This window comes from Celeribacter sp., from assembly GCF_048270365.1.
Classification (GTDB): domain Bacteria; phylum Pseudomonadota; class Alphaproteobacteria; order Rhodobacterales; family Rhodobacteraceae; genus Celeribacter.
Genome location: NZ_JBLWTA010000005.1, coordinates 249,439 through 266,398, shown reverse-complemented (window position 1 = coordinate 266,398; position 16,960 = coordinate 249,439). Strand labels below are relative to the sequence as shown.

At 61.5% G+C, this 16,960-nt stretch carries 16 protein-coding genes; 3 read left to right on the top strand and 13 right to left on the bottom strand.

Annotated elements, in window-relative coordinates; genetic code table 11:
• The 13 genes from ACN0X0_RS09615 to ACN0X0_RS09555 form a co-directional block, all read right to left on the bottom strand.
• A partial coding sequence (locus tag ACN0X0_RS09615) for an FAD-dependent oxidoreductase (RefSeq protein WP_417278979.1) occupies nt 1-144 on the bottom strand: 144 nt, incomplete at its 3' end.
• Complete coding sequence (locus ACN0X0_RS09610; protein WP_417278974.1) at nt 141-1,610, bottom strand: NAD-dependent succinate-semialdehyde dehydrogenase; 1,470 nt, start codon at nt 1,608-1,610, stop codon at nt 141-143. The genes ACN0X0_RS09615 and ACN0X0_RS09610, both read right to left, overlap by 4 nt.
• Nucleotides 1,607-2,404 carry a shikimate dehydrogenase family protein gene (locus ACN0X0_RS09605; RefSeq protein WP_417278973.1) on the bottom strand — a complete coding sequence of 266 codons (798 nt, stop codon included), beginning with the start codon at nt 2,402-2,404 and terminating at the stop codon, nt 1,607-1,609. Before ACN0X0_RS09605 ends, ACN0X0_RS09610 begins: the two co-directional genes overlap by 4 nt.
• 1 nt (nt 2,405) lies before the next feature.
• Nucleotides 2,406-3,638, bottom strand: a complete 1,233-nt coding sequence (locus ACN0X0_RS09600; RefSeq protein ID WP_417278972.1) for a pyruvate dehydrogenase complex dihydrolipoamide acetyltransferase — start codon at nt 3,636-3,638, stop codon at nt 2,406-2,408.
• Between the two features lie 11 nt (nt 3,639-3,649).
• On the bottom strand, nt 3,650-5,851 hold the full coding sequence (locus ACN0X0_RS09595; RefSeq protein ID WP_417278971.1) for an alpha-ketoacid dehydrogenase subunit alpha/beta: 2,202 nt from the start codon (nt 5,849-5,851) through the stop codon (nt 3,650-3,652).
• 12 nt (nt 5,852-5,863) lie between these two features.
• Complete coding sequence (locus tag ACN0X0_RS09590) at nt 5,864-6,640, bottom strand: SDR family NAD(P)-dependent oxidoreductase (protein WP_417278970.1); 777 nt, start codon at nt 6,638-6,640, stop codon at nt 5,864-5,866.
• Nucleotides 6,641-6,721: 81 nt separating this feature from the next.
• Nucleotides 6,722-7,462, bottom strand: coding sequence for an SDR family NAD(P)-dependent oxidoreductase (locus ACN0X0_RS09585; protein WP_417278969.1), 741 nt, complete (start codon nt 7,460-7,462; stop codon nt 6,722-6,724).
• On the bottom strand, nt 7,459-7,953 hold the full coding sequence (locus ACN0X0_RS09580) for a VOC family protein (protein WP_417278968.1): 495 nt from the start codon (nt 7,951-7,953) through the stop codon (nt 7,459-7,461). Before ACN0X0_RS09580 ends, ACN0X0_RS09585 begins: the two co-directional genes overlap by 4 nt.
• Before the next feature lie 14 nt (nt 7,954-7,967).
• Nucleotides 7,968-8,690: an ABC transporter ATP-binding protein gene (locus tag ACN0X0_RS09575; RefSeq protein WP_417278967.1), complete on the bottom strand. Its 723-nt coding sequence runs from the start codon at nt 8,688-8,690 to the stop codon at nt 7,968-7,970.
• Nucleotides 8,690-9,442 (bottom strand): ABC transporter ATP-binding protein, encoded by a 753-nt coding sequence (locus ACN0X0_RS09570; protein ID WP_096805269.1) that lies wholly within the window; start codon nt 9,440-9,442, stop codon nt 8,690-8,692. Before ACN0X0_RS09570 ends, ACN0X0_RS09575 begins: the two co-directional genes overlap by 1 nt.
• Nucleotides 9,439-10,665, bottom strand: coding sequence for a branched-chain amino acid ABC transporter permease (locus ACN0X0_RS09565; protein ID WP_219786342.1), 1,227 nt, complete (start codon nt 10,663-10,665; stop codon nt 9,439-9,441). Before ACN0X0_RS09565 ends, ACN0X0_RS09570 begins: the two co-directional genes overlap by 4 nt.
• 4 nt (nt 10,666-10,669) lie before the next feature.
• On the bottom strand, nt 10,670-11,611 hold the full coding sequence (locus ACN0X0_RS09560) for a branched-chain amino acid ABC transporter permease (protein WP_219786343.1): 942 nt from the start codon (nt 11,609-11,611) through the stop codon (nt 10,670-10,672).
• Nucleotides 11,612-11,708: 97 nt separating this feature from the next.
• Complete coding sequence (locus ACN0X0_RS09555) at nt 11,709-12,956, bottom strand: branched-chain amino acid ABC transporter substrate-binding protein (RefSeq protein ID WP_417278966.1); 1,248 nt, start codon at nt 12,954-12,956, stop codon at nt 11,709-11,711.
• A gap of 230 nt (nt 12,957-13,186) precedes the next feature.
• Between ACN0X0_RS09555 and ACN0X0_RS09550 the strand changes: the two genes are divergently transcribed.
• The 3 genes from ACN0X0_RS09550 (at nt 13,187) to ACN0X0_RS09540 (ending at nt 16,882) form a co-directional block, all read left to right on the top strand.
• Complete coding sequence (locus ACN0X0_RS09550; RefSeq protein ID WP_417278965.1) at nt 13,187-13,930, top strand: FadR/GntR family transcriptional regulator; 744 nt, start codon at nt 13,187-13,189, stop codon at nt 13,928-13,930.
• A 571-nt stretch (nt 13,931-14,501) separates the two neighbouring features.
• On the top strand, nt 14,502-15,791 hold the full coding sequence (locus ACN0X0_RS09545) for an aromatic ring-hydroxylating oxygenase subunit alpha (protein WP_417278964.1): 1,290 nt from the start codon (nt 14,502-14,504) through the stop codon (nt 15,789-15,791).
• A complete protein-coding gene (locus ACN0X0_RS09540) occupies nt 15,788-16,882 on the top strand; it encodes a hybrid-cluster NAD(P)-dependent oxidoreductase (protein WP_226552885.1) in 1,095 nt (364 codons plus the stop codon). The genes ACN0X0_RS09545 and ACN0X0_RS09540 overlap by 4 nt, the downstream gene beginning before the upstream one ends.
• Nucleotides 16,883-16,960: the final 78 nt, after the last annotated feature.

The following is a 16,960-nucleotide window of genomic DNA, read 5'->3' as shown; positions in this document are numbered from 1 at the left end:
CCAGTTCAGACAAATCCCGCCCAGATTCTCGCGCTCGACACAGGCGACCTTAAGCCCCAACTGCGCCGCACGAATGGCGGCCACATAGCCACCAGGGCCAGCGCCGATCACGATGAGGTCGAAGGTTTGATCCGTCCCGCTCATGCGATGCCTCCCAAGCAGACGTATTTCAACTCGAGGAAATCTTCGATGCCGTGGCGCGAACCTTCGCGGCCCAAGCCCGACATTTTGACCCCGCCAAAGGGCGCTTCTGCGGTGGAAATCAACCCAGTGTTGACGCCGACCATGCCGTATTCCAGCCCCTCCGAGACCCGGAAAATCCGCGCCACATCTTGAGCGTAGAAATAGGAGGCGAGGCCGAATTCGGTGTCATTGGCGGCCTGGATCGCCTCGGCTTCGTCGGTGAAGCGGAACAGCGGCGCGACAGGACCAAAGGTTTCCTCACGCGCGACCGCCATATCGGAGGTCACATCCGCCAGAACCGTCGGCTCATAGAAAGTGCCGCCCAGAGCGTGCGGTTTGCCACCGGCAAGCACGCGGCCGCCTTTTTCGACCACGTCCGACACATGGCTCTGCACTTTCTCCAACGCGCTCTCATCGATCAGCGGGCCAAGTTCGACGCCGTTCTCCATGCCGTTGCCGGTGCGCAGGTTTGAGACCGCCTTGGCCAGTTTCTCGGCGAAGGCGTCGTAAACCCCGTCCTGCACATAGATGCGATTGGCGCAGACACAGGTTTGGCCATTGTTGCGGAATTTCGCGATCAGTGCGCCTTCGACGGCGGCGTCGAGATCGGCGTCGTCAAACACGATAAACGGCGCGTTGCCGCCCAGTTCCAGCCCAAGTTTCTTGATCGTCGGTGCCGATTGCGCATAGAGCATCGCGCCGATTTCGGTCGAGCCGGTGAAGGTCAATTTGCGCACCACCGGGTTCTCGGTCAGTTCCGCACCGATCTGCGCGGCGGAGCCGGTGATGACGCTGAAGAGCCCGGAAGGAAGCCCGGCGCGCTCGGCCAGAACCGCCAGAGCGATAGCGGAATAAGGCGTTTGCGACGCAGGTTTCAACACCATGCCACAGCCCGCAGCAAAGGCAGGCCCGGCCTTGCGGGTGATCATCGCATTCGGGAAATTCCACGGCGTGATCGCGGCGACAACGCCGATGGGTTGCTTCATCACGAGGATGCGTTTGTCGGGCTGATGGCCGGGAATGGTCTCGCCATAGACGCGACGCGCCTCTTCGGCGAACCATTCGACAAAGCTCGCGCCGTAGGTGATCTCACCTGCCGCTTCCGCGAGAGGTTTGCCCTGTTCCAGCGTCAGGATTTGCGCCAGAGCCTCGCGATGCGCGATCATCAGATCGAACCATGCGCGCAACACGTTTGAACGGTCTTTCGCGGTCCGCGCAGCCCAAGTCTTTTGCGCCTCTTCCGCCGCCTCGACCGCCTTGGCGACCTCGGCCCGGCCCAGCTTCGGAACATACCCGATCAGCGTGCCGTCGGCGGGGTTGTGCACGGCAATGCCGGTCTCAGGGTCGGCCTCGATCCAGTCTCCGGCAACCAGATTGGCGTCGCGCAAAAGCCCGGTGGCGCGAAGATCTTGCAAACTCAAACTCATTGGTCGTCCTCCTCATGCGTCAGAAACCGCAGCATCTCTGTCAACTGCGCCTCCAACATGTGATGCCCCGGATGGATCATGAGCCCGCGCGCCTCGGCGGCGTGCAAAAGCGGTGTGATCTCCGGCTGCATGATGACCTCGGCGACCAAGGTGCCGGGGTCGAGTGTGTCTGGCTCGAAGGGCAAAGCATCCTCGGGTTTCAGCCCCAAAGAGGTGCCGTTGATCGCGATGTCATGCCCGGCGGGGTCCGTGGCGGCGGCGAAGTGCACATCGGGGAAATGCGCCGCCAGCCGCGCGATCAGGGCCTCGGCTTTCTCAATGGAGCGGTTCGCCACGGTCAGCGCCGAGATGCCACGTTCCGCAACAGCAAAGGCGATGGCACTCGCCGCGCCGCCCGCGCCCGCAAGGAACACCCGCTTGCCTAAAAGCGTCACGCCCGCCTGTTCCAACCCGCACGCAAAGCCTTCGCCGTCGAGGATATCGCCGTAGAGCGACCCGTCCGACCTGCGCCGGATGACATTGACGCTTTGCGCCGCCGCCGCGCGCGCGCTCAGCGCATCGCAAAGCGCGGGCACAGCGGTTTTATGCGGCACGGTGACCACGGCGCCCGCGAAATTGCGCGCGCCTGCGAGGCCTTTGAGCATCGGCTCCAGCGCTGCGGACGGCACTTCGAGCGGGACCAAAATGGCATCCACGCCGTCGGCCTCAAACCGCGCGTTAAGCGCCTGTGGCGTGCGCACATGGGTGACCGGATCGGCGAGGATCGCCAGCGTTTTGGTGTGCCCCGTGATCATGTTACACCAACAGGCTCATCGGGGTCTCGATGCCCGCTTTGAAGGCCGCCAACCACTGCGCGCCCACGGCCCCATCGACGGTGCGGTGATCAACCGACAGCGTCACGCTCATGACAGGGGCCAGCACGATCTGATCGCCGCGCCCGACGGGGCGTTTTTCGGCGGCACCGACGGCGAGGATACAGCTCTGCGGCGGGTTGATGATCGCGGAGAAGCTCTTGACCCCATACATGCCGAGGTTCGAAAGCGAGAACCCACCGCCTTGATATTCGTCGGGCTTGAGACGGCCTTCGCGCGCCTTGGCGGCCAGTGCTTTCATCTCGGAGGACAGCGTGCCGAGGCTCTTTTGATCGGCATTGCGCAGCACCGGCGTGATCAGCCCGCCGTCGGTCGCGACCGCCACGGAAATGTCGATGGATTTGAGCTGCAACACCGCCTCATCGGTCCAGATCGCATTGGCGGCGGGCACTTTCGCGAGCGCGTTGGCGACGGCTTTGACGATGAAATCATTGACAGAAATCCGGTCCGCTTTCTCGCGGCCCTCGTTGATTTGGGCCCGGAGCGCCATGAGCGCCTCGATGTCGCAATCGGCCTCAAGGTAGAAATGCGGCACGGTGGTTTTCGACTCGAGCAGCCGCCGCGCGATGGTGCGACGCATGCCGGTGTGGGGGATTTCCTCGTAGTCGCCGATGCCCGCGAGGTTGGGCGCAGCGGCTTTGGCGACAGGGGCAGCCACGGGAGCCACGCCCCCGGCCTCGGCAGCGCGTTCCACGTCGATGCGCACAATGCGACCGCGCGGGCCGGACCCGGAAAGCCCCGAAAGATCAACGCCTTTCTGTGCCGCGATCCGGCGGGCGAGCGGCGAGGCCGCAATCTTGTCGGAGGATTTCGCCACGGGGGTTGCTTCGGCTTTCGGTGCCTCAACCGGCGCTTCGACCGTCTCCGCAGGCACCGCCCCACCCGGCGTATAGCCGTCCAGCACAGAGGCGTCTTCGCCGTCAAGCAACAGAACCGCGATCACCGCATTCACATCGGCGCGCTCACCGGCGGGGGTGAGGATTTTGCCCAACACCCCGTCGGCGTCGGCCTCAAATTCCATCGTCGCCTTGTCGGTTTCGACCTCGGCCAATGTGTCCCCGGCCTTCACGGCCTCGCCTTCGGCCTTGAGCCAATTGGCGATCACCGCGTCTTCCATTCCGGCGGAGAGCGAGGGCAGTATGATTTCCTTGGGCATGTCTTCTCTCCTTATTCCGCTGCCGTTGCCGCAAGCGGCAGGCCCTGATCGGCCATGACCTCGCGCAGGCCCGCTTCGATGTCTTGCGGACGCGCGCAAGCCGCCGCTTCCAGGACTTTGGAAATGCTGGGCGAGGCTTCCGCGCCATGCACCCGTTTGATCGGCTGATCGAGGAAGTCGAAACAGCGGCGCTGAATCTCATCGGCGAGCCAGCCGCCATAGGAAGTGCCAGAGGAGCCCTGTTCGACGATCAACACATTGCCGGTCTTCTCGATGGAGGCCTCAATGGTCTCCCAATCAAGCCCGGCGCGATCCAAGCTGCGCAGGTCGATGATTTCGGCATCCACGCCCAGACGCTCGACCACTTCGCGGGTCTTTTCGACCATGGCCAAATAGGTCAGCACGGTGACACGCGCGCCTTCGCGGACGACTTTGGCTTTGCCCAGCGGGATCATGTAGTCGAGATCATCGGCGGGTCCGACGCCTTTCGAGGCATAGAGATCGACATGTTCGATCACCAGAACCGGGTCCTCGCACTGAAGCGCCGCGTTCATCAGCCCGACATAGTCATAGGGCGTCGAGGGCGCGACGATACGCCAACCCGGAGCGGTCGCGAAAATCCCCGCCGGGTCCATCGAGTGTTGCGAGCCATAGCCCGTGCCCATCGCGATTTTCGTTCGCAAAACCAAAGGCATGGCATTGTCGCCGCCGAACATGTGACGCGCCTTGCCGATCTGGTTGAACACCTGATCCGCGGCGACCCACATGAAGTCCGGATACATGAATTCGATCACCGGACGCACGCGCCCGTCTGCGGCCATGCCTGCGGCGAGGCCCGTAAAGGCATTCTCGGCAATTGGGGTGCCGAGGCAGCGATCCGGGAACTTGTCCGAGAGGCCTTTGGTCGCGCCATTGGTGCCGCCTTTCAGACGGTGCACATCCTCGCCCATGACGACGACGCGCTCGTCCGTTTCCATCCGGCGCATCATCACATCGGCCACGGCGTCGATGAATTTCACATTGTCTTTGAGCGTACCGGAAAACGTTTCTTGTTCCTCAAAACGCGCCCCGTCGAATTCCGACAGATCGCCGCGCAGACCGAAATCGCGGAAGCTTTCTTCGGGCCAGAGCGCCGGTTTGATGCGGCGTTTGCCGTCGACCTCTTCGATCAGCTCACCCGCGATCTCTTCCATCATCTCTTGCGCCTGGCTGCGCAGGTCTTCGACGGCTTGCGCGCCGATGATCTGGCGCTCCATCAGGCCGCGCGCCATGGCGTCGAGCGGATCGCGGCCGCGCCATTCCTGTTCTTCTTCCTTCGTGCGATAGCCAAAGGCAGAGCCCGGCAACGCGCCGTTTTGGTGGAAGTAGCGGTAGACATCGGCCTCGATCACCACCGGACCTTCGCCCGCGCGCATGATCTTATTGGCTTCCTCGGAGGCCAGATACACGGACAGCGTGTCCATGCCGTCGACCTTCAGCGCCGGGATGCCAAAAGCCAGACCGCGCGCCGAAAGCCGCGTCTCTGCGGTGACTTCCTCGACATGGGTCGACACGGCGTAGCGGTTGTTTTCAATGAAGAAACAGATCGGCAGCTTCCACGCGGCGGCAATATTCATGGTCTCCAAAACAGAGCCGATATTCACCGCACCATCGCCGAAATAGGTATAGACGACATCGCCCGTGCCCGCCTGTTTATGCGCCCAGGCCGCGCCCGCCGCCATGGGGACACCGCCGCCGACGATCGCGTTGGTGCCAAGGTTACCGCTTTCGGCCCAACGCAGGTGCATCGACCCGCCGCGACCTTGGCAGAAGCCCTCGGACAGACCAAGAATTTCCGACAGCGTGCGTTTCGACAGGTGCCGCAGCGTCTCGCCAAAGCTCTTTTCCGGGTCGATGCCCTCGGGAGCGGCATAGGCCAACGCCTTGGCGAGGAACTGATGGTGCGCGCGGTGCGAGCCGTTCACCTGATCGGAGCCACGCATCGCCATGGCGGAGCCGACCGCCCCGCCCTCTTGCCCAATCGCGGAGTGCGCAGGCCCGTGCACAAGCCCCTGCCCCGCAAGGTCCAACACCTTTTCCTCAAACGCGCGAATGAGGTGCAATTGGCTCAGCATCGTGCGCCCGACGGTGGGGTCAAGCTCGGTGCGATCCTCTTTGGAGGCTTTGATGTCACGCCAGAAGGCTTTTGGCGTCAGATCGTCATAGATCGGCATGTGAGATGTCCTTTACAAATAGCTGTAGGAGGACCAGCCACCATCGGCGACCAGCGTTTGGCCGGTCACATAGGCGGAGGCGTCCGAAGCGAGAAACAGGGAGGCGGAGGCGATTTCTTCGGGCGTGCCGAGACGTCCGGCGGGCACCCGCGCGTTGAGAGCGTCCATATCCAGACGGCCTTCAGCGGCGAGCGTTTCGGTCAGCGCGGTGCGCACGTAACCGGGCGCGATGGCGTTGACGCGGATGTTGCGGTCGGCCCATTCGATGGCCAGCACTTTCGTGAGCGCCACGACGCCCGCCTTGGCGGCGCAATAGGCGGCGCGTTCTGGGGCGGCGACGACGCCATACATCGAGGCGGTGTTGACGATGCTGCCGCCGCCTTGTTCCGCCATGACGCGACCGGCGGCCTGGGCCACGAAAAACGCACCGTTGAGATTGATGTCGATACCCCGACGCCAGGTGGCCTCGTCCAGTTCAAGAGACGGCGCATTGCCGGAGATGCCCGCGTTGTTCATCACCACGTCGAGCCGTCCGCCAAAGGCCACCGCCGCCTCACACGCCGCTTCCACCGCCGCAGGATCGGTGATCGAGCCCGCAAGGGCTGTGACCTGTCCGGGGTGATCCGCGTTCAGCGCATCCGCCGCCGCCCGCACGCCGTCCTCATCCAAATCGAAAAGGACGGTCTTGGCGCCCGCGCCCACAAAAGCGCGCGCCATGGCAAGGCCGAGGCCCGAAGCAGCGCCCGTCACAAGCGCGGTACGTCCAGTGAAATCGAACGTGGTGGTCATGATAATTCTCCTCCGGTCCCGGAAACGCCCTCCTCGGGTCGCCGGGTTGAAAACAGTTAAATTTCTGCGCGTTGCGCTGGCTCAGCTCATATAAAGCCCGCCGTTGACGTGAATGGTTTCGCCGTTCACAAAGCTCGCCGCCTCGCTGCACAGGAAGGCGATGACACTGGCGATCTCGGACGCCTGTCCGGTCCGCCCCATCGGCGTGTGCCTGAGCGTGTCGTCGCCCCGTGTCGCGATCAACTCGCGCGTCATCGGCGTGTCGATCACACCGGGCGCCACGACATTGACCCGCGTTTTCGGCGCCAATTCATTGGCGAGCGCGCGGGTCATGGCGCTGATGGCCCCCTTCGAGGCGCCGTAATGCGCGTTGGTCTTGGCGCCACGATGGGCGGCGAGCGAGCTGAGGTTGACGATGGACGATCCGGCTTTCAAATGGTCGACCGAGCGGCGGGTGAGGTAGAAGACGCCATCGAGATTGATGGACAGGGTGCGGCGCCATTGATCGTCGGTCATCTCGGCGAAAGGCTCCGCCATATAGATGCCTGCGGAGGGCACGAGAAAGTCGATGCCACCGAGTTTGGCCGCGACTGCGACGATCCGGTCGGCGTCATCGGGATTGGCGGCGTCCACGGCGAGCGTTTCAATCGTGCCGCCTTTCGGAGAAGTCAGCGTGGCGGCAAATTCCGCAAGCGCTGCGCCATCGAGGTCGGCCAACACCAGATTGGCGCCTGCCGCGTGGAACAGCTCGGCCACGGCGCGACCGATGCCGCCATTGGCGCCGGTCAGAACCAGCGTGCGGTTGGTGAAATCGAACATCATGCCGACACCTCCGCAAGGTCTGCGCGGTACTCGGTGACGTCGGCATATTCGACGATCTCGACGATATGCCCCTCCGGATCGCGCAGAAAGGCGAGGAAGGTGCCGGGGCGCACCTCGACCGGCTCATCGCCCGTCATCAAAGTGCCACCCGCCGCGACAACGCGGGCCACAACGGCGCGCAGATCATCGACGATGAAGGTCAGGTACATCGCTTCGTGGCGGTCCAGAATGTGGTCCGTTGGCTCAGGGCGCTCGGCCGGAGCGATCTCTGGCGCGAGCAATTTGATCCGCTCCCCCCAAGAGGTTTGCAGCCGCACGACACGGTAGCCGCCTCGGCTCAGCGCCGCGACATCCGCTTTTTCGGCGGGGACGGTCACATCGGCGGCAATCGTGAAGCCGAAGGCCTGTTGGTAAAATTCGAGCATCTTGGGCAGATCGCGCACGGTCAGCCCCATTTCCATCGGTGCGGTCATGTTCATCGCAGATGTCATCACGCGTTCCTCCCTTACACCGCGAGCCATTCGTCGGTGATTTCCGGCTTGGCATTCAATGCGTCGGGCGTGCCTTCGAACACGATCTGGCCATGGCCCATGACACAGACCCGATGCGAGACCTGCATGGCGATGGTGAGCTTTTGCTCGACCAGCACCACGGAGACGCCGTGTTTGTTGATGTCTTGGATCACCTCGCCGACGACGGTCACGATCTTGGGCGCGAGGCCTTCAGTCGGTTCGTCGATCAGCATCACCAGCGGGTTGCCCAAAAGCGAGCGGCACATGGTGAGCATCTGCTGTTCACCGCCCGAGAGGCTTCCGGCGCGGGTGTTGCGCCGTTCCTTGAGGCGCGGGAAATAGGTGAACATCTGCTCGACGTCCCATTTCGGCGCGCCCTCCGGCCCGTTTTGGCGCCCCATTTCGAGGTTCTCATCGACGGTGAGGTTCAAAAAAATCTCACGCTCTTCCGGCACGTAACCGATGCCCCGCCGACAGATCGCAAAGCTGCGCTGTCCGGCCAGATCGACACCATCGAGACGCACGTGGCCCTCAGACGGCGGCACCAGCCCCATGATGGATTTCATCGTGGTCGAGCGCCCGGAGCCGTTGCGGCCCAGAAGGCTGACAACCTCACCGCGCGCCACATCAAAGGTAACGCCGTGCAGGATATGGCTTTTGCCGTAATGGGCGTGCAGCCCCTCGACGGACAGAATGGTGTCGTTCACGTTCTCCATTATGCCGCCTCCTCGCCCAGATAGGCTTCTTTCACGCGGGCATTGCCGCGAATTTCCTCGGGCGTGCCGGTGGCGATGATCTCGCCGTAGACCAGCACGCTGATGCGATGCGCCAGAGAGAAGACGACGCTCATATCGTGTTCGACGATCAAAAGCGTGCGGCCTTCAGTGATCTCGCGGATCAGACCGGCGGTGTAATCGGTTTCTTCATGCGACATGCCCGCCATGGGTTCGTCCAAGAGGATCACCTGCGGATCGGAGGCCAACGTCATGCCGATCTCCAGCGAGCGCTGTTCCGAATAAGACAGCTGGCTGGCGAGCGTCTGGGCGCGGTCCGTGAGGCGGATTTTCGTCAGAAGATCATCGACTTCCTCGTTGACCAGCCGCAGCCGCGCGGCAGAGCGCCAGAACACGAATTGCAGGTTGTGCTTGCGCATGACTGCGAGACGCAGGTTCTCGAAAACCGTCACACCGGGGAAGATATTCGTGATCTGGAACGAGCGCGCCAGACCGCGCCGGTTGACCTCCGCCGGTTTCAACCCGGCGATGTTCTTGCCGTTCAAAAGGATCTTGCCCTCGGAGGGCGCGAACTGGCCGGAGCAGAGGTGGAACAGTGTCGACTTGCCCGCCCCGTTCGGCCCGATCACCGCATGGCGTTCGCCGGGGATCACATCGAGATTGGCATCCCGGATGATATGGGCCTCGCCAAAGGACTTGTGAACATGTTGCAAAGACAGAATAGGATCGCTCATGCCTGTGCCTCCTTGCGCGCCGCGACGCGGCGGTTGACCATGGTGACCAGCGCGATGCCGATGCCGAAGAGACCGAGGCCAAAGGCCCAGGGCAGAACGGAGAGCGGCGCCCAGTCATAAGAGAAAAGCGCGATGTCGGGCCAGTTGCCGTCGGTGACACCCGCGCGATATTCCGGCGACAGCACGCGTTGCAGGAACTCGATCAGGAAGACGGCGCCGAAAGCGGCAATCGCGAGGCTCGCCAGACGGGCCAGCAAAGTGCTGAGCGTGCGGGCAAAGCCTTCGCCGCTGGGATTACGGATGCGTTCAACCAGCTCGCCCACGAGACCGCGCGGCAGGAACATCATGACGAGCACGAAGATGATGCCTTGGTACAAGAGCCAGACACGGGTCAGGTCGGAGGTGACATGGCCGAAGAAGGTCATCACCGCGCCGCCGATCGCCGGACCGAGGAAGACGCGCACACCGCCGATGAAGCTGTTGAGCACCACGGCCGTAGAGATGTGGGATTCGAGCACGACGTAGTTTGCGGCTTCGATGTTCATCGACTGAAGCGCGCCTGCGATGCCCGCAAACATGGCGGAGACAGCAAAGATCAATGTGCCAAGCGCATGGGTGTTGTAACCCAGAAAGCGCAGACGATGCGCGTTTTCACGCAAGCCCAGAGCCAAACGTCCAAGCGGGGTTTTGCTAAAGAGATACAGCAAACCGATGCAGAGCAACGTCCAGACCAGCGTCAGGAAATAGACGTCATTGAGCGAACCGAAGCCGATGCCCCAAGCGGGCATGCGGAAAGAGGACACGCCCGCCTCGCCGCCAAAGACGGTTTTGAGGTGCGGCGCCAGAGCGTGCAGCAATTCAGCCAGCGCCAGCGTGATCATGGCGAAGTAAACGCCCGTCCGCTTGGTGGAGAAATAGCCCGCCAAAAGCCCGCTCACGAGGCCCGTCGCGCCACCGACCAGCGGCAAGAGCGGCGTCGGCAAAAGCCCTTCGCCCCCGAAGGCGTTCATCGCATGAACGGCGGCAAAGGCGCCGACACCAAAATAGGCGGCATGGCCAAAGCTCAGCATCCCGGCCTGCCCGCACAACAGGCCAAAGGCCATGGCGAAAAGAGCGGCGATCAGCATCTGAACAGCGGCGTTGAGCATGGAGCCGGAGACCAGCCAAGGCAGGGCGATCAGCACGGCGACCGTGACCAAAAGAAGTAGAGGTGCGTATTTCATTGTCTTATTCCTTCTCGCCCATCAATCCGGAGGGGCGCAGCACCAGCACCAGAAGCATGATGAAGAACGGCAGGGTGGCGGCGAGGCTGGACATGCGCATGGTCAAAAGCCCGCCGATCTCCTCGGCCCAACCGCCCATGCCGATCCACGTCAGAATATCCGCAATGCGGAAATCGCTGCCGACCGCGAGCGAGTTGGTGATGCCAATCAGAAGCGACGCCGCCATCGCGCCGCCCATGGAGCCAAGCCCCCCGACCACGACGACCACGAAGACCATGACGCCAAGCTCCAGAGCCATGTTAGGATTGGTGGTGTAGAAGGCGCCAGCGACAGCGCCCGCAAGACCCGCCAAAGCCGCACCGATGCCGAAGACGCCCATGAAGACCATGGGAACGTTATGGCCCAGCGCCTCGACCATCTGCGGACGGTAAATGGCGGAGCGCACGACGATGCCCACACGGGTTTTCGTCAGCAACAGATAGATCGCGATGAACATGACGACGGCGATGCCGCCCATGAACAGGCGATAGAACGGATAGTCGATGCCCGACAAAGAGAAGGCCGCAAAGTTCAGCTCAGCCGGCACGCGGTAATCGACCGCGAATTTGCCGTAGACCATCTTGATCATCTCGGCGATCACCACCGACAGACCGAAGGTCACAAGCAATTCATGCGCATGGCCGTGTTCGTGCACATGGCGCAGAATGAAACGTTCGACCAGAATGCCCACGCCCATCACGAGGATCGGAGCGAGGATGATCGCCAGCCAGAACCCGGTCAGGGGCTGAAGCGTATAGGCGAAATAGGCGCCCAACATGTAAAAGGATGCGTGGGCAAAGTTCAAAACCCCCATCATCCCGAAGATAAGTGTCAAACCGGCGGAAACCATAAAGAGCAAAAGCCCGTAAATGGTGCCGTTGAGCAAAGCAAAGAGTATCTGGTCCACACTGACCTCCGTAGGCATCGGTATAGCGGCGTCCTGACCGGGGCCCGAGGGCCCCGATCACGACAGGCTTTTCGTGTGTTAGGGACGTGTCCGAGGCTTAGCCCGGACGTTTCATTTGGCAGCTGTCCTGCACCGGCTGTTCCGCATCTGCGGCGGAAATCACCTTGATCGGAACAAAGCCGTATTCGGTGTCATCGGCTTTATACTGGGCATCCAAGCTGACTTCTTGGACGATCATCGGCAGGATCGCCTGGTGATCCGCGCCACGCATGGAGATGGTGCCCATCGGCGTCTCGGCGGTGGCGTTTTCAAGAGCGACGGCCAGATCAGCGGCGTTCAACCCGTTCTCGGTCGGTTCCACCTCTTTGAGCGCTTCTTGCAAAAGCATCATGCCAAACACGGTCGCGGGTTCGACATAGCTCGGGTAGTGGCCGGTCACGGATTTGTAGTCTTCCATGAAGGGCGCGGTTTCTTCCGGGTTCACTTCCGGGTTGAAGGGCGCGGAGAGGAAATGCCCCTCGGCCACGGCACCGGCGTTGCCGATGTTGCCCGGCTGATCGAGGAAGGCCGTGCCGAAACGCGCGTCGATCCCGGCGCCGCTTGCGGCTTTCATCAAAAGCAGCAGGTCATTGGACCAGTTGCCGGTGATCACCGTATCGGCATCGGCGGCTTGAATGCGCTGCACATAGGGCGAGAAGTCCTGAATCTTGTTCACGTCGTGCAGCGTCTGCTCCACCACGGTAAAGCCGAGACGGTCGGCGGCAGCGACGGTGTTGTCTTGCACGTCGACACCCCAGGAGTAGTTCTGGTTCATCGCGTAGACATTTTCGCCCAGCACGCCAGCCTCTTTCATGCCGTCGAGCAAAGTGTTGACCCGGATCGCGGCGTTCGGGCTGGTGCGGAAGTGGTAGTAGTGGCACTTGGAGCCGGTCAGCTCCATCGCCTCGCCGCCCAGGTTGATGTAGAGCACCTCGTCGCCTGCGTTGCGCAGGTTGTATTTGCGCACATCCTCGGTCACCTGACCGGCCACGGCAGACGACGAGCCCTGAAGGATCACGGTCGCGCCTTCGGAAATTGCGGCGCGGACGCGGTCGGCGGCGCCAACCGGGCCACCCTGGTTGTCGAATTCGAGCAGCTCGATCGGCTCACCGCCGAACCCGCCCGCTTCGTTGATCTTGCCGATCTGATATTTCACAGCGTCGCGATACAGCAAACCGGTCGAGGCCTGCGGACCCGACAAGGTCTCCACGAGAGCGATCTTCAAAGGCTCTGCCTGTGCGGCCGTGGCCGCCCCCATGACAAGCGCCATAGCTGCCGTACCGTGTGCGAATTTCTGGAATCCCATACTGTCCTCCCTGACATATCTGATGCGAAGAGATCCTCCACCCCTTCGGTCTTTTCATGTGATGACATAAAATGGTCTTACCAGTCAACAACCTAACTGACCAATTTTTTGAGGCGCAAAAAATCGCATGAAATATCGAAATTCACAAATCAAGATATTGAATTTAATTGATAAATTTTTCTTTAACCTGTCAGACCAGTGGGATATCATATCTCCACAAAGGGGAAAAAATGTCTGTATCTAGTCGACTCACTCACGATCAATCGCGCAATGGCACCGGGTCACGCAACGGGCATCTGCCCGACGAGATCGCACAAGACCTGAGCGCAAAAATTGCCTCTGGTGCCTTGTCGGTCGGCGACCGGCTCCCCTCTGAGCGCGATCTGTGCACACAATATGCCGTCAGCCGCGCCGTGGTGCGAGAAGCCCTGTCACAGCTCAAGTCCGACGGCCTCGTCGCGGCACGCGCGGGCAGCGGCGTCTATGTGACCCAACGCGATTCGACCAATGCCTTTCGGTTTCAGAACTTTTCGGTCTCTGATCTCGGGCGGCTTGAAGAGGCGATGGAATTGCTCGTCACCATCGAAGTGGCCGCGACGCGCATCGCCGCGAAACGTCGCACAGCCGAGGATTTAAAGAAAATCAAACGCGCGCTGATTGGCATGGAATATGCCATCGCCAGCGACCGCCTGGGCGATGAAGAGGACTATCAGTTCCATCAAGCCATCGTCGAAGCCACCCACAACCAACATTTCATCTCGCTCTGCCAGCACCTCGAGGCGAGCGCGCGCAACATCATTCGACAGGCCCGCAGCAACACCAAGACCAACCATGCCGAGCTGTTGGATGCGGTGCAGGATGAGCATAAGGCCATCTTCAAGGCGCTTGAAGACGGCGACGAGGACGCAGCGGCAAAGGCCGCGGCGCGTCACCTTCACAATGCCTCCCTGCGCATCCGGATTTATCTGGCGTAAATCTTTGCCCGCGTAAATAGCGTTACCCTGCGCCGAGAGTGGGGATAAAAGCGACAGCTTTGTAACGCATTTGATTCGCTGCATACGTGTTTTCGCACAATTGTCCGCCGTTCGGACAGCGTCGCACCAGGGCCGCGACGTCCTGACGCTTGTCAGTTCGCACATTTCTCAGGCATAATAAAAACAGTTGACCCCCATAAGATTGCGGCCTCAGGGAGGCCTGTCGCAATCATACCGGGATTTTGACTTACCACTTCTCCCCGCTTTTTGCGCATTTTCAAATGATCATCAGATCGCCCAATCAATTGCGGGCGAAACCCCAAGAGCAGGTTACCTGCCGCCGTTAAAACAGGGAGACTTAGGGTGCGATCGACAACCCTTGCCAACCCCCGCGCACGCCGCGGGTCATGCGCGTTTTCGCGGATGACACACCTCTGCTCGCCAGAGCGGGGCTTTCGTACTGCGCCAGCTTGCGGTACGATGGAATGGCTGCGGTTTTCCGCCTCGCAACGCACACCCCTTCATGCGGTCCCCTTCCCCCGCCAACACGCAGTAGCCGAGGTACATCAACATGCGTGACTCCGTTAACATCCCCGCCCTCGTCGAACGTCGCGAAGCTTTTAAAAGCTTGGAAGCCCCGTTCTACACGTCTCAGGACGTGCTCGACCTCGATATCGAGGTGATCTTCGGCAACCATTGGATTTTCGTGGGTACTGAGCCGGAGCTGCCTGAACCGGGCGACTGCATCACCGTCCAGATCGGCCCGGTTTCCGTGCTGCTTCTGCGTGGCGACGACGAAGAGATCCGTGGCTTCCACAACGTCTGCCGTCACCGTGGTGCCAAGCTGGTGGATGAGAAATCCACAACCATCGGCAACATCGTCTGCCGTTACCACGGCTGGACCTACAACGAAGATGGCGAATTGATCCTGGCCGAACACATGGGCAAGGATTTCAAAAAGAACTGCCATAACCTGCGCACCGTGCATGTCCGCACGATCGCCGGCCTGATCTTCATCTGCCTTGCAAAAGACGCACCCGCCGACATCGACAAGATGGACGAGATCATGTCGCCCTACATCGCGCCGCATGACATCAAGAACACCAAAGTGGCGTTCCAGTCCGAGCTGATCGAAGAGGGCAACTGGAAGCTGACGCTCGAAAACAACCGCGAGTGCTACCACTGCGAAGGCAACCACCCGCAGCTGACCGTGCCGCTTTCCGAGTTTGGCTTTGGCTTCTCCCCGGACGAGCTCGACGAGCGTCGCTCCGACGACGTTGCCAAGTACGAAAAAGAAGTGAACGAAAGCCATGCCCGCTGGACGGCCTGCGGTCTGCCCTCTTCCGAGCAACAGCACCTCTCCGACGTCACTGGCTTCCGCACCATGCGCCTGCCGCTGATGTGGGAAGGCGAAAGCCACACCGTGGACACGAAAGTGGCCTGTAAGAAACTTCTCGGCAACTTCAGCCGTGAAACCACCGGCGCCAAACTCGGCGGTCTGAGCTTCTGGACCCACCCGAACTCCTGGCACCACTTCATGTCCGACCATATCGTGACCTTCTCCGTCGTGCCGCTCTCCCCGGGCCGCACCATGGTGCGCACCACCTGGCTGGTGCACAAGGACGCGATCGAGGGCGAGGATTACAACCTCGACAACCTCACCCAGGTCTGGACCTACACCAACCAGCAAGACGCCGATCTGGTCCGTCTGGCACAAATGGGCGCGGAAATGTCCGGCTATCAGCCGGGGCCCTACTCGCCCTACACCGAGCCGCATGTGGAATCCTTTGCCGCCTGGTACATTGATCGCCTGAAAGACCATTTCGCCAAAGCTGAAACCCAAAAGGTGGCTGCCGAATGACTGCACCGGCCAACGAAAAGCTGACCGAAGCAACTGGCGTTCCCCTGTGGGACCCGGAGGTAGACGACACGCTCGTCTGCCGCCAGGTCCGTCAGGAGACCCATGACGTGAAGACCTTCGTGTTCTCGGCACGTGAACCGCGCGACTTCCGGTTCTACCCGGGGCAGCACATGACCTTTGAACTGCCGGTCGACGGCATGGTCACACGCAGCTACACGATTTCCGCCTCTGCGGCGCGCCCTTACCGGATCGAGATCACGGTGAAACGCGTGCCGGGCGGCCCGGGCTCCAACTGGCTGCATGACAACATGTTGCCGGGCAAGGAGCTGAACGTGATTGGCCCGTCCGGCGATTTCACCACCGACGCCAATGCGGAAGAGAAACTTTTGTTCATCTCCGCCGGCAGCGGCATCACGCCCATGATGTCGATGACCCGAACGGCCTGCGATTTGTCGGAACCCCATGACCTGCATTTCGTCCACGCGGCCCGGACCCCTGCGGATCTGATTTTCCGCAAGGAGCTTGAGCTTCTGGCGATGCAGAACCCGACCCTGAAGCTGGCGATGACGGTCGACACCACCTCAGCCAGCCACGCCTGGAGCGGATACGTCGGGCGCCTGAACCTCCAGATGCTCGCCATGATGTCCCCGGACTACAAGGACCGCAAAGTGTTCTGCTGTGGCCCGGCGCGTTTCATGGAAGGCGTGCGCGACATGCTGCGCGAGGGCGGGTTCAATATGGACCACTATTTTGAGGAAAGCTTTGACTTCGGGGCAGAAACCGCCGGCACCATCGAGGAGCCGACGTCCGCGCCTGAGATCAGCGGCGACACCTTCCGCGTGAGCTTTCCGAAAACCGGCCATGTGGTCGAGGTCAGCCCCGGCATGACCATTCTGACCGCCGCCAAAGAGGCTGGCCTGCTGCCGATGTCGTCGTGTCAGCGCGGCATCTGCGGCACCTGCAAATCGAAACTGATCTCCGGTGAAGTCGATATGCAACACGGTGGGGGCATTCGCAAACGCGAGATCGATCAGGGCAAAATCCTGATCTGTTGCTCCACGCCGCTTACAGATGTCGAGGTCGAACTTTAAGACCTCGCCCCCCAGCCATGCCCTTCTCGCAGGCAACGCGTTTTGCGCGAGCGGCATGGCTGTCTCCAAGGGCCCGAC